This window comes from Thermogutta sp., assembly GCF_014359955.1.
Classification (GTDB): Bacteria; Planctomycetota; Planctomycetia; order Pirellulales; family Thermoguttaceae; genus Thermogutta.
Window position 1 is genome coordinate 1 of record NZ_JACIYL010000027.1, and the last position, 13,660, is coordinate 13,660.

12 protein-coding genes are annotated in these 13,660 nt (G+C 59.6%); 6 read left to right on the top strand and 6 right to left on the bottom strand.

What is annotated here, in order from left to right; translation table 11 throughout:
- The 3 genes from H5U08_RS01765 to fliD all read right to left on the bottom strand — a co-directional run.
- On the bottom strand, positions 1–379 hold a 379-nt coding region (locus H5U08_RS01765), incomplete at its 3' end, for an MqnA/MqnD/SBP family protein (RefSeq protein ID WP_366493866.1).
- Positions 380–946 carry a flagellar export chaperone FliS gene (gene fliS / locus H5U08_RS01770; RefSeq protein WP_297029515.1) on the bottom strand — a complete coding sequence of 189 codons (567 nt, stop codon included), beginning with the start codon at positions 944–946 and terminating at the stop codon, positions 380–382.
- Between the two features lie 67 nt (positions 947–1,013).
- Positions 1,014–3,779 (bottom strand): flagellar filament capping protein FliD, encoded by a 2,766-nt coding sequence (gene fliD / locus H5U08_RS01775; protein ID WP_297029517.1) that lies wholly within the window; start codon positions 3,777–3,779, stop codon positions 1,014–1,016.
- Positions 3,780–4,118: 339 nt separating this feature from the next.
- Between fliD and H5U08_RS01780 the strand changes: the two genes are divergently transcribed.
- From H5U08_RS01780 to H5U08_RS01795, 4 genes are all read left to right on the top strand, one after another.
- Positions 4,119–5,192: a hypothetical protein gene (locus tag H5U08_RS01780; protein WP_297029519.1), complete on the top strand. Its 1,074-nt coding sequence runs from the start codon at positions 4,119–4,121 to the stop codon at positions 5,190–5,192.
- Between the two features lie 86 nt (positions 5,193–5,278).
- Positions 5,279–5,524, top strand: a complete 246-nt coding sequence (locus H5U08_RS01785; protein WP_095413974.1) for a hypothetical protein — start codon at positions 5,279–5,281, stop codon at positions 5,522–5,524.
- A 96-nt stretch (positions 5,525–5,620) separates the two neighbouring features.
- Positions 5,621–6,523, top strand: coding sequence for a tyrosine recombinase XerC (xerC, locus tag H5U08_RS01790; RefSeq protein ID WP_297029525.1), 903 nt, complete (start codon positions 5,621–5,623; stop codon positions 6,521–6,523).
- A 387-nt stretch (positions 6,524–6,910) separates the two neighbouring features.
- Positions 6,911–8,635 carry an arylsulfatase gene (locus H5U08_RS01795; protein ID WP_297029527.1) on the top strand — a complete coding sequence of 575 codons (1,725 nt, stop codon included), beginning with the start codon at positions 6,911–6,913 and terminating at the stop codon, positions 8,633–8,635.
- A 137-nt stretch (positions 8,636–8,772) separates the two neighbouring features.
- Here the strand turns inward: H5U08_RS01795 and H5U08_RS01800 are convergent, their stop codons facing one another.
- The 3 genes from H5U08_RS01800 to epmB form a co-directional block, all read right to left on the bottom strand.
- Positions 8,773–9,540, bottom strand: coding sequence for a hypothetical protein (locus tag H5U08_RS01800; RefSeq protein ID WP_297029530.1), 768 nt, complete (start codon positions 9,538–9,540; stop codon positions 8,773–8,775).
- A gap of 50 nt (positions 9,541–9,590) precedes the next feature.
- Positions 9,591–10,400: a CpsB/CapC family capsule biosynthesis tyrosine phosphatase gene (locus H5U08_RS01805; RefSeq protein ID WP_297029531.1), complete on the bottom strand. Its 810-nt coding sequence runs from the start codon at positions 10,398–10,400 to the stop codon at positions 9,591–9,593.
- A 1,074-nt stretch (positions 10,401–11,474) separates the two neighbouring features.
- Entirely contained in the window at positions 11,475–12,539 is a 1,065-nt protein-coding gene (gene epmB / locus H5U08_RS01810) for an EF-P beta-lysylation protein EpmB (RefSeq protein ID WP_297029537.1), read from the bottom strand.
- 322 nt (positions 12,540–12,861) lie between these two features.
- On the opposite strand from epmB, the gene efp reads away from it, so the two are divergent.
- Both efp and H5U08_RS01820 read left to right on the top strand, forming a co-directional pair.
- Complete coding sequence (gene efp / locus H5U08_RS01815) at positions 12,862–13,431, top strand: elongation factor P (RefSeq protein WP_297029532.1); 570 nt, start codon at positions 12,862–12,864, stop codon at positions 13,429–13,431.
- Between the two features lie 31 nt (positions 13,432–13,462).
- A partial coding sequence (locus tag H5U08_RS01820) for an amino acid--tRNA ligase-related protein (protein WP_297029535.1) occupies positions 13,463–13,660 on the top strand: 198 nt, incomplete at its 3' end.

Below are 13,660 nucleotides of genomic sequence, written 5' to 3' on the forward strand. Positions count from 1 at the left end.
TCGTCCACCGGCCGGGCACCGCGATCGGACCTCGCCGCAACTCGTCCCGGCTCAGCGACCGCCGAGCCACCACCAGCGGGCCGTAGCCATCACCCATGCTGGCACCGCATCGGCACAGGATGTAGCGATCCCGTACCTTCGCATAAGCATGGAAGCTGAGAGCAGTCAATTCGAGCTCGCCCCGCAGCGCCCGCTGATTGAGCGTCTCAATATCGACCAACTCATGAACAAACCGATAGCGCCCGGTGGGAATCTTTTCCGCTGCCAGGGCGTAGAACATGAACGCATCGTCGGGATCGGGACTGTGCCCCACCCGAATGGTGATCGTCTCCGCGGCCATGATTTCTCCCGTCTTTCCGAGCCAAAGTCGCAGGCACACTCAGACTTCCCAGGAAAAGCCCGAGGTATATTCCCCGGCATACTCGGAAGGGGGAGGCTCTGTCAAGCCACGGAGCGAATGTGGGGCGGCCGGCTGACTGCGGGGAAGTGCCGCATCCTCGGAATCGAAGCGCGACGCGGAGGCCGTCTCCTGGTCGGAAGAAAACTGCACATTCTCCCGTGTCTCGGAAGCAGCCGCCAATCGCTGGCATAGTTCCTGCCAGGTTTCCCGCTGGATGGCCAGCACGCGGAGAGCGTCCTCCAGCGGCTTTTCTTCCCTCTTCAGTCCTGCTTCGACAAGGCATCGATACACGAACGTGTAGAGGGCCGCGACACGTCGGGCGATCGGAAAATCGCTGTCCGTCTTGATGCCGGAGAGAATCTCCGCGACGATTTCCTGCGCGCGCAGGAGCGACTCAAACCCGGCATCAAACTGGTTTTCCCGCCAGAGATGTCGGGCACGCTCGATGAAGCGAATCGCGCCCTCGATCAGCATGAGATGAAGTCGCTGCGGCGGGGCTGTCAGAATATCCGCTTCGCGGTAGCTATCTCCAATGGATGCTGACATAACAGACCGTCCAACCCGAAGCGTTCGTGGAATCAAGAATGCACACAATCACTGCATCCCCATGAAATCACTGATTGTTTTGACTGCTGCTGGCAAAATACATGGGGATCGGCTGGATCTGCGCAACGATATCGATGTTGCTCTTGATCTTAGCAATGGCGGACTCCAAACGATAAAAATAGAGCAGCAACTGCTCCTTTCTTCGGTCCAGTTTGGCATTCCACCATTCGATTCTCTTTTGGTTGTCTTCGTACTTTCGGGTGAGGGCGATGAATCGTTGCGCCATGAGCGATACATCTTGCCCCACTAAACTTTCGGCGAGTTTGTCAAATTTTGCGGCGAACCCGAAAGTCTGGTCGGTGAAAAACTTTTCCACGGCGTCTGGGTCCTCGGCAAACTTGTCCTTGAGTTTGGAGCTGTCAAAGTCGAGCGTGCCATCGTCCTTGATACTCACCCCGATTTCCGCCAGGGACTGAATACTTCCCGCGCCCGGAAACCGCGAACTCAGGATGTACGAAATTTCGCTGCCCAATCGGATGGCCGTTGGATCCTGTGCCAGAACCTCGCCCTTCTGCGTGGTTGTGTCGTATTTCGTCAGCTCCTGATAACGCTTCCAGAATTTGTTGTAGTTATCGACGAAGGCCTGCACGCTCGCCACCAGATCGGTGTCCGTGGTCGTCACCTGGACACTCACCGGCAGAGACGAGGATTGTTTTACCTCCAGTTCCAGCCCGGGAACCACGTTCGAGAACTTGTTGCTGGCAGAAGAAAGGACCACTGCTCCCGGAGTTCCTGCCTGTCCGATGACCAGTTGCGCATCCCGGGCCTCGGCGAAGCGCGTCAATCCCAGATCCAACGAGCCCTCATCCACGACCATCTGCGCGAGGTGTCCCCCGCTCTCACTCACCAGAGAGAGCCGGTAGGGCCGATTGGAACCGTCGTAGATAATCGTCGCCCGCACACCCGCATTAAGCGCGTTGATCTTGTCCCGCAAGGTTTGCAGGGAATCGTTGGCTTCCAGCGTCACCTTGTAGGTCAGGGATCCGTCAATGGCGTAGTCGCTTTCCCCAGAAAAATCCTGGAGTGTGCTGTCTTTGAGGATCCCCAGGTCCGCGGCGGCCGTCCCGTCCAGATCATTGACCGCCAATGTACCGGTCCCATTGGCCAGGTCGCGAATGAGGATCCCATCCCCTGTAGCGTTGATGGTGGCATTGACGTTGGCCGCCCCGCGATTGATGGCCGCCAGGACATCCCCAATCGTCTGCGCCCCGATGGCGGCAAGGTCCACGGTGGTGCTCACGCCCTTGCTATCCGTGACGGTAAACCGGCCGAGCGCCACCCCCCGCCCCCCGTTCAATTCACTCAGCTTGGTATTGACTGAGATTACCCGCAGGTGAAGATCACCGCTGTTTTTGACGCTGACCGCGTCGTCCACGGCGATGTTGAGTTTTTCGGCGGTCTGCGAGCTGTCCAGAGTCTCGATTTTGAGATTGCCGGTCCCGCCGGAGAGATCTTCGATGACCAGACCGTTGCGTGCGGCATTGACGGCAGCCTGCACACCGATCCCCGCCGCATTGATAGCGCGGATGACATCTTCCAGCGTTTCTGCCGCAGAGAGGTCCACCGTCGCCTGATTGCCCGCACGATCCGTGATTCGAATCGTCCCCAAATCACCCAATCCCTGCCCTCCATTGAGCTGGGAAAGCGCCGGGGACTTCAAACTTCCGATCAGGCGACGCCCGGTGATCGTGTCACCGTTGGCCGCGACGTCCAGGCCGAGTTCCTTCAAGGCCTGGGAACCATAAAGCGAGGAAAGGGTGAATTGGCCCGTTCCGCTTGTCAGATCCCGCAGAACAAGGCGTTTACCATCCGCAGAAATCTCGGCCTGAAGTTTCCCTGGCGCTGCATTATTGATCGTGTTGACGATATCCCCCAGCGTCCGTTCTGTCTGCCGGCTTTGGCCGCTGGGCGGCAACGGGTCAAAATCAATCACCCCGGTCGTTCCGTCCCGAAGCTGGAAGGAAATATCAGGAAGCGTGGAGCTCGCCGAGATTCCCAGCCCGTCGTTCAATTCGCTCAGCAGCGTCTCCGAGGAAAGCCACACAATGTCCTGCCCATCGGCGACGCTGGAGGCCGTGTCGATCCCCGCCAAACCCAGGGATGCAGCAGCCTGTCCGCCGCCGATGTCCTGAACGCGAAGATTCGTCACGCTGGCGCCGGTCAGATCAGTGAGGCGGATGTGGTCCCCCACGACCTCCGCCCGGACGTTGATCCGGGTGTTGCTGTTGATCGCGTTGATGACGTCGTCGAGAGTCTGGACTGTGGTCAGATCGATTTCCGCCGAGGCCCCGCTGCGGTCTGTGATGCGGATCAGCCCGCGCTGAAACCCCTGCCCGCCCCGCAGAAGGTCGAGATCGAGCGACCGATCCACCCCCGGGCCAAATCGAAACGAGAGTGTTCCCTCCCCCAGTGGCTCGGTCTGCTCCCGGACCCCCTGGCTGAGCCACTGTTCCGGCTGGACCGTTCGCAGCGGCGTGAAGATGTAGGAACCCAGGGTCGGCGAGCCGGTGACCCGAACACCCAAAGCCGCGTCGTTGCTGCTGGTGGCTGTTCGCTTGTCGAAAATCGTGGTCTTGGCAAGGTTCTTGACCGGGTACTGGACGGCCATCACCAGCGCGGAGAGTTCCGTGATGGCCGCCCGTTCCGCGTCAATCTTCTTGTTCGCTTCCTGGAGGTTGTCGCGGGGCCTGGACTCAATCTGCATGAGTTTATCCACGGTGTCACCGATCGGGACACCGGTGATAAGTCCGACGTTGGATTGAATCCGACCCATATTGGACTCCCGCGCAGATTTCTCGCCCCACAAAATCTACCTTGTTTAACATCGGCTCGACGGCTCCAGGATATTGAACGCCCCCGCGGCAGACCAACGGCTCGCCCCGCCTTGGGCTCTTTGCAGGAAATGTAACGACTGCACAACGCCGCGCACGTTTTCCGAAAAAAAGAAGTAGAGAACTTGCACCGACTTTACCGATAAAGAAACCGCCCTCAACCGCCCCGGTTGACCGCTCGTTGTTGCAATACAGGGTTGCAATACAGGAAATCTGCACAAAAAGAATAAACAGTGCGGGCGAAAAAGGCTGACCAACGTTTGGACCGTGCCTGAGTGAGAATGTTTCGGGATCGCTGCCATCCTGTTACCGAACACGAGTGCCTGTGCCGCACGCGGGACATCCCGTTTCGGCGGGCACTTTCTGGCAGTACAAAACGACGGCGATTCCCCAACCTTTTCAGGGCCGTCCCGGCGGTCGCTTGGGTGTTCTGGTTGAGCCTGGTCATGGCTGCAGGCTGTACACTCATCCCCAGACCTGCTGCCCAGCCGATGATCCACAATCCTTTTCCGCAAATCCACAAAGTGGCTGTCGCCCCGTTTTTTAACCTCTCCACCGAACCGACTCTCGACGGCCGACAGGTGGCCATCGCGTATTACAACGAACTTCAGGAAATTCCCGGATTTGAAGTGATCCCGGTGGGCGTGGTGGAGCGGGCCATGACCATCCACCGGATCAGCCTCAACAGTGCAGAGGACGCCCGACGACTGGCCCAGGTCCTGGGGGCCGACGCCGTCGTGGTTGGTGCTGTGACCGAGTATTCCCCCTACTACCCGCCTCGCTGCGGTCTGCAGGTGGAATGGTACGCGGCCAACCCCGGGTTTCACCCCGTGCCGCCAGGCTACGGCCTGCCCTGGGGCACGGACGAGGAGCGCCACATTCCCCGCCGGCTGCTTCTGGAAGCCCAGATGGCCTATGCCCGTGGTGCGCTCGCGGAAGCCACTCCGCAGTGTGATGCCGCCACTCCCACCGCCTGGAGTTCGAGCGGCGACAAGGCTCCGGCCACGCCCGACAGTGGCGTCTCGCGATCCGCGTCGGATGCGGCAGAAAACGAAGTCTCTCCAGAAAAACTCGTCCCCCAAGCAACTCCCGCGAATCCGCCGTGTGTGCCAACGAATGAGCCGTTTCTCGTTCACACCCGGGTCTATAACGGGGGCGATGAACGCTTCACCCGGTTGCTTCAGGAGCACGCCCGATTCCGTCATGATGCGCAGCTCAGCGGGTGGCAGCCGTACCTTGCGAAAAGTGAGGAATTCCTGCGTTTTTGTTGTCGCCTGCATATTTGGGAAATGTTGACCGCACGGGGAGGTGCCGACGAAATCGAAGTGACGTGGCGACCACCCGTCGTCCGATAACAGAAATAAAGGTCAAAACCCGGCGAAAACAACCTGGCAGCTTCGATATTCCGGCGAGATTCAACTACCACAGGAGTGCCCGAGTCGTGAGCCGAGAAATCAACGTCATCGCTTTGATCAAGGGAGGGGAGCGCTACATCTTCCTCTATGATGACGACAACCGTCTGGAAATGATCCGCACGTTGGGCCGGTTCGCTGCCCATCCCGAATTGAGCTTCAGTTGGTACGATGCCGCCGTGCTGAGCCAGAAAATCCGCCAGGAAGCACGCCGACGGGCGCTGCAAAATCGTTTCAAAGCCAAACAGCCGGCCGATCCCGACGATCACGCGTGACTGTCAACAGCGGCGATCGGTCGGTCAAATCGTCCCCGCAGACCTACGCACGAGATATCTTTCCGTGGACAATTGCAAGTTTTCTGGAAGGCGGATATGCAGTCGGCCATCGGGCAATTTTTGCGGTATCTCGCCGTCGAGAAAAATGCCTCGGCCCACACGATCAAAAGCTACCGCGAAGATCTCACGGCTCTTGTAGAGTACCTCACGGAAGCTTATGGCGGCCGGTGCCCCTCTCCCGATCAGGTCACGACTCTCGATCTGCGGGGTTATGTCGCAGCCGTGCACGAGGCGGGCTACGCCCCGGGAACCATCGCCCGACGGCTCGCCAGTCTGCGGAGTTTTTTCCGTTTCGGAATGCGTCAAGGTTGGGTGAAAGAGAATCCCGCCAAGCCCCTCCGCAATCCCCGCAAGCCACGCAACCTGCCGCACGTCCTTTCCACCGAGGATGTTCAAAAACTCCTGGAGGCCCCTCCGGCATCCTCCCCCATGGGGTTGCGCGATCGGGCGATTCTGGAAACGCTTTACTCGGCAGGCCTGCGCATCAGCGAGCTTGTCGGTCTCAACGACAGTGACGTGGATCTGGCAGCGGAGATCGTACGGGTGCGAGGTAAGGGGCGTCGGGAACGCCTCGCCCCGCTTGGTTCTTTCGCCGTCAGAGCCATACGCCGCTGGCTGGCCGTAAGAAAGCTCCATCCCAGTTTGCGAGATCAGCCCGATCGCCCTCTCTTTGTCAATCGCTTTGGTCAGCGGTTGACGACCCGAAGTGTCGCCCGAATGCTGGAAAAATACCTCCGTCAAACCGGCCTGGATCGCCGTACCACTCCCCACACTCTGCGTCACAGTTTCGCCACGCACCTCCTCAACGCGGGGGCAGATATCCGCAGCGTCCAGGAGTTGCTGGGACACAAAAGCCTCGTCACCACGCAGATTTACACGCACCTGACGACCGCCAACCTCAAGGCCGTTTATGAAAAGGCCCATCCTCGGGCAAAATAAGGTGGTGGGGTGAATGGCCCATCGCGCAGTCACGGGCCACGTCGGGCACGACAGGCGATTACCGGTAGGGGCCATTCATGAATTGCCCGTACAATGTCGGAGGGACCCGCTCGTCGGGTCCGATCAACACCGATTGATCACCCATTCCTTCTCATCGGGCACGACAAGCGTGCCCCTCCGAAAAATTCCGGAGGGACCTGCTTGTCAGGTCCGCATTCGCCGCTAGGTGCTCACCTTCACAAAAAGGGGCATGGGCCAGGCGTCGAATTGGTAGAACACGACTCCTCTTGATGGTATAACAGGGACGAGGTGCAGGACCTGAAATAACCAGTCCTGCCGCGTCGCTTCAATTGACGTCTTCCACCTGCCTTTGGGGAGGTCACTGCAATGCTTAGGGCAGCGTCCCTTACTTGGCGTGCCATCAGAGGATTTCTCTGCACGCTGGCAGCCGCCGCTGTGTTTCTGGCGGGAACGTCTCGCCTCCATGCGGCCCAGACAAGCTCAGCCGAGGCTCCGCAAAAAGCCAGCTCGGCTTCGGCCACGGCCAAGACTCCGCCAAACGTCGTGATCATTCTCGCGGACGACATGGGCTACTCGGACCTGGGCTGCTACGGCGGTGAGATCGAGACGCCCAATCTGGACCATCTGGCGGCCAACGGACTGCGATTCACCCAGTGCTACAATTCCGCCCGGTGCTGGCCTTCGCGAGCAGCCATCATGACGGGCTATTACCCCCAGCAGGTGCGGCGCGATACCGTTCCCGGCGTGCGCAGTGGTGGCGGCGGAGTCCGGCCGGCGTGGGCGCCACTTCTGTCGGAAGTGCTGAGGGAACACGGTTATCGGTGTTACCATTCAGGAAAATGGCACATCGATAAACAGCCCTGGACAAGTGGCTTCGATCACAGCTACGTGCTCAACGATCATAATCGCTTCTTCCATCCTCACAATCACCAGGAAGATGGGCGTCCGCTTCCCACCCCCGGCCCTAACGACGGCTACTATGCCACCACGGCGATTGCCAGGTATGCCGTGAAGTATCTCGCGGAACACGCCACGGAGCACCGCGAAAAACCGTTCTTCCTGTATCTCTGCTTCACGTCTCCGCACTTCCCACTCCAGGCACCGCAGGAGGTCATCGCCCAGTACCGCGATCGTTATCGGGTGGGGTGGAACGTCATTCAGCAGCAGCGGGGCAAGCGGCTTCTGGAAATGGGACTCGTCCGCAACAGCCCGCCGCCCATGGAGGTCCATCTTGGACCCCCGTATGACTTCCCGGAAGCATTCAAGATTCTCGGGCCGGCCGAGGTGAAATACCCCATCCCCTGGAACGAACTGACCCCGGAACAGAAAGAATTCCAAACCACCAAGATGGCGATTCACGCCGCCATGGTCCACATCATGGATGAGGCCGTGGGCATGGTCGTGGAGCAGCTCAAGAAGATGGGGGCCCTCGACAATACTGTCATTTTCTTCGCCTCCGATAACGGCGCCAGTGCCGAGATCATGGTGCGGGGCGACGGCCATGACCCCAAAGCCCCGATGGGCAGCGAAAAGACATTTCTCTGCCTGGGTCCCGGCTGGTCGAGTGCGTCCAACACCCCCTTCCGCCGCCATAAAACCTGGGTCCACGAAGGCGGTATTTCCACGCCGCTCATCGTCCACTGGCCACAGGGCATCACCGCCCGCGGAGAACTCCGGCATACCCCCGTGCACTTCGTGGATGTCTTTCCGACGGTCCTCGAACTGGCGGGCATTTCCATGCCCGACCGCTGGAACGGCCAGGAACGTCCCCAGCCGCCGGGAAAAAGCATCGTCCCGCTATTCACCAAAGATGGGACCGTGGAACATGATTTCTTCTGGTTCCTCCATGAAGGAAATCGGGCCATCCGCGCTGGCGACTGGAAGCTGGTCGCCGCCCGAGGTGATCCCTGGGAGTTGTATAACCTAGCGGAGGACCGCGGCGAAACGAACAATCTGGCGACAAAACTGCCAGAGAAAGTCGCAGAACTGGAAAGCCTGTGGAACCGGCTGTGGGAACAATATCAGCAGGATGCCAAACGTGACCTGACACAAGCTCCCGCCTCCAATACAAAACCACGAAAAGCCGGGTAACAGGCGGCGAGTAAAAACGACCTTTGTGAAGGCTAAAGCCTTCACCAGAAAGTGGCGATGAATCGCCGCACTCCATGGAGCCCGGGGCTATAGCTCCGCCGAGAACCAGCCGTTCGGGAACCTGAACAGCCGGACGGCTACTTGCGGAAATGCTCCAGAAACAGGGTGCGCAGCGATCCGAGGCGTGCTTCCGTGCGCTCGGCGAGACTGCCCGGAACACCGTAATTCTGGATGGTTCGAAGATAATCTGTCAGCTCCTGCCGAGCAGCAGCCGGCCCGTGAATAAAGAAATGCATCCAGGCCCACGACCATCGATAGGCGCTGCCATCCATGTCTTCCATGCGGGCGATCTGTTCCAGTTTGTCTAGAGAAGGCACATAACCCAGTCGCGCCCAGAAGCGGACGGTCTTGTAATAGGGGTGCCCAAACACCCGATCGCCCGGTGGGGCCTCGAAATATTCCGCCAATCCCTCATCAAGCCACAGAGGAACCATGGGCAAAGCCGTGTGCAGGAGGGCGTGCGTCGCCTCGTGTCGCAGGTCGGTGGCCAGTTCCCGACTGCGATAGGCCAGCACGAACGCACGTCCGGAACGCTCGAGATACAATGCCCGGCGATACGGAACGTCAGGAAATTCCCGGCGTAGAAACTGCTGGTATCCGTGCTGGGAATCAAACAGCAGCACAGTCACCGGGCGCTGACCCAGCTCAATGCCCAGGGCCGATTGAATATCCTGGGCGAGTTGCCCGAGGTCATCGACGAGGTCCTCCATTTCCCCAAGCGGGAATTGGGCGTAGATGGTGAAGCCGCCGACGGTGCGACTGTCCACCCAGACCCCCTGGGACGTCACGACCGGTCCCAGAGAACTTGATTGTGCGCAGATGGCCAGAAGGAATGCCGCCAGCACGCTCCACCTGTACTTTATTCACGCTCGTTCGTTGACCGCAGCGTCGTGGTTCACCCGGCCAGTCGCCGCCATGCCCGCCGCCAGAATGGCTCCGCCGTTTCCACCCGCTCCAGGCTCTGGACGGACATTCCCTGGACAATCCTGGCGGGATTGCGACGGCAGAGAATATCTGCCGCATCCCGGCCCAATCGTCGGGCGATGTGCCGCGCGGCTTCCGCCATCACCGGTGGTCGGCCACGAACTCCATGGCCGTCGCTCGCCACCACATGGACGCGTCCGCTCAGAAGGATTTCTTCGGCAAACTGCCGCACAGTCGGCCCAAAAGCCCCCGTCAGGCTTCCCGCCGTCAGTTGGATCAGCGCCCCGGCGGACATCACTTCTTCGAGCTTCTCCGGATGCCGCAGGAGAGCCGTGTTCCGCTCGGGATGGGTGAGAATGCCCGTCACCCCCACCCGCTTCAATTCCCGCAACAGCGAATCGAGAGGAAAATAGACGTCGTGGGGGAGTTCCAAAAGCACATAGCGGCCACCTCCCAGCGTGGAAACCTCGCCCCTTTTCACGGACTCAGCCAGCTCTTCATCGATCCGCACATCGGCACCGCTGAAGATTTCGAGAGGAATGGCGGCCTCCCGCAGCCGCCCCCGCAGTTCGTCGCAACGGGCGGCGATCACCGCCGGGGTGTTCTGCTGATATCGGCCACGCTGGTGGGGAGTCGCCACGATCCAGGCGGTGCCCTCCCGCACGGCCAGCCGGGCCATTGCCAGGGCCTGATCCCAGTTCGGCGGCCCATCGTCCAATGCCGGAAGAATGTGACAGTGAATATCCACCCAACCCGGGGGGAATGAACCTGCGTGTTCCATCCTTGTCCCACACACTGGTCCGGAGAACGTTTCCTGCTGACCGGTATGTCAACCGATCAGGCCGCGATCCATCACCTGAACGAACGGAAGATTAGGCACTGCCGCCGACGAAGGTCAAGGGCAGTCAAGAGCGAAGCATCTCGCCATCTCTACCCAGTTGTGGTTAAATCGTACACCCAAATGGTGTGGGGGCAATTCATGGATTACCTCTACACGGGGACCGCTTGCGTGGTCGGCGCAAAACACCGCAAGCGGCAAGGATGTGAAGGCGAAAGCCTTCACCAGAAAGCGGCGATGAAGCGCCGCACTCCATGGAGTGCGGGGCTTGAGCCCCGCTTTTCGGCGCGGGACTTCAGTCCCCGATCAACGGCCATGGTTGATCCAATAGTTGAATGACGGACGTGACAAGCACGTCCCTCCGACGTTGTAGGGGCAATTCATGAATTGCCTCTACCCGGGGCCCGCTTGCGTGGTTGCGGCAAAACACCGGAAACGGCAAGGTGGTGAAGGCTAAAGCCTTCACCGGAAAGCGGCGATGAATCGCCGCACTCCAAAGAGTGCGGGGCTTGAGCCCCGCTTTTCGGCGCGGGACTTCAGTCCCCGATCAACGGCCATGGTTGATCCAATAGTTGAATGACGGACGTGACAAGCACGTCCCTCCGAGAAAAGCGGACCCGACCGGCGGGTCCCTCCGAAGGGTCGGAGGGGCACGCTTGTCGTGCCCGGCGAAAGGCGATGGATGATCCAATGTCGAACGGCGGACGTGACAAGCACGTCCCTCCGAAAAAAAGCGGACGCGACCAGCGGGTCCCTCCGAAAGGCGGAAATACGCGGTAGGGACAATTCATGAATTGCCCCTACACGAATACCGTCCATCTCGCGACGCTCGATTGGGTTTCGGAACAACTCTTGAATCGCCCCAACTACGGGCGAACTGGTGCTGTTTTTACGGTGCTATATTCTCAGCCGATAAGCGACGGAGCTGTGGGCAAATTCCCCAAAAACGTAGATCACCAACAGGAATACAGAGCCCACAACAGCGAGTGACACCCAGTGAGCGGCTCCCCGCTCCACCTAAAATATGGGCACCTTCGACGTCGCGCCGGGAACTTCTCGAACGTACCGGGGCACAAGGTAGCCCGGCAAGCGCTGGCGAAGCTCCACCACGATCCGCCGACCGCGTTCTTCGGGCACTTCAAAATGATGGGTGCCGGCCACTCTGTCGAGCTGGTGCAGATAATAGGGCATCACGCCGAGGTCCGAGAGCTTCTCGTAAAGCTCTGCAAGCACCTCCGCCGAGTCATTCACCCCGGCCAGAAGCACGGACTGCACAAGCAGGATGGCGCCGGTGGCGCGAAGACGTTGTATCGCGGCGCCCACAGCATCGTCTATCTCCCGCGGGTGGTTGGCGTGGAGGACGACGATCTTCGTCAACGAACATCGCTTGAAAGCGGCCAGGAACTCGGCCGTCACCCGTTGGGGGATGACAATGGGCATGCGGGTATGCACCCGAACCCTCCGCAGGTGGGGAATCCCTTCCAGCGCCTCCAGCCACGCTGTCCACTCGACATCGTCAATGATGAGGGGCTCGCCACCGCTGAAAATGACCTCTGTCACCTCGGGATGGGCTGAAAGGTAGTCCACTACAGGGGCGATCAATCGCGGCTGAGCACCGCTGACTGTCTCTTTCTGAGGTGTTTGCCCGCCATCCAGGGCCTGGGCATAGGGAAAATGCCGCCGAAAGCAGTACCGGCAATGGACGGGACAGGCCGGGTGCGTTACGATAAGAATTCTGCCGTGGTATTTGGCGAGGATCCCGGGCGCCGCCAGTGCGGCCTGCTCCTGGAGTGGATCGGTCGTGAAGCCCTCGACCGCCTGAGTTTCTTCCCACACGGGGAGGAACTGACGAAGCACGGGGTCGCGAGGATCGCCTTTCCGAATTCGGGGAAGGACGGTCCGCGGCAGCAGCAGGGAAAACCCGTTCCCGGCCCGGCGGGCGTGCTCGGCCAGCGAGATCGGGAGCTCCAACTCGCGGCACAGCTCCTGTGGATCCCGAATCGCCTCTGCCAAAACAGTTTTCCAGTCTGGCACCCTGGGTAAATCGGACTGGGACTCGCTGAGCAAAGCAGCTTCAGACATGGCGGAGGCAGGGGAAAATTTCACAGGATTGACGTCGCACAGACGACAAGCGTTTCAACTTACTTTGGGACTGTGCTCAAAAACCGGTGGGGATGGCACCACGCTGCGGCCGCTTGGGAGAATCACGGCTCACCACGGCGGCCAGCCGTTATCCTCACCGCGGCCTTTTGTTATCGTACCGGCATTGGCAGGCACTGGGAAGCGTCCGCAAAAATAACGAAATACGGCGCGGCGCTGTTTGGAATGGTTCAGCGCACGCCTGCGCAACAAGAAGATATTCCACGAAATCACACACAGAATCGAGAACGAGAGGGTTGGAGACGTGGCCACTTACAACACGAGCGAATTTCGCAAAGGTCTGAAGGTTCAGCTTGACGGCGAACCTTATCTGATGATCGAATGCACGTTCGTCAAGCCGGGCAAAGGTCAGGCGCTTTACAAATGCAAGCTGAAAAATCTCATCCGCAACACGGTCATCGACCGCACGTACAAGAGCGGCGATACGATCGAAGCCGCCGATGTGGAAGAGATCGAAGCCCAGTTCCTCTACCGGCAGGGCGATTCCTTCATCTTCATGGATAACAACACCTACGAACAATATGAACTGACCAAGGATCAGGTGGATGAGGCCTGGAAGTATCTCAAAGAGGGCATGCCGTGTACAATGCTCCTCTTTAACGGCAAACCAATCTCTGTAACGCCGCCCAACCACGTGGTTCTGCGGGTGGAATACTGCGAGCCGGGTGTCCGCGGCAACACGGCCACCAACGTCACCAAGCCCTGCCAACTGGAGACCGGCGCGGAAATCATCGTTCCGGCGTTCGTCGAGATTGGCGACCTCATCAAGATCGACACGCGCACCGGTGAGTACATTGAGCGCGTGAAAGAATAACACAGGCTGGCCTGATGAGACGCTCTCCCGGATGATGGACGCCCGATCGCCCGACGCTGACTTCCAGCCCACGGCCTCGTGGGAAGTCTTGCGACTGCGGGCAGAACTCTTGGAAGAATTCCGGCAATTCTTCAAAGAGCGGGGATTTCTCGAAGTGGAGACCCCGCTTCTTTCGCAGGATACGGTGGTCGATCGCCATCTCGATCCTTTTTGGGTGTGCGATGTCGAA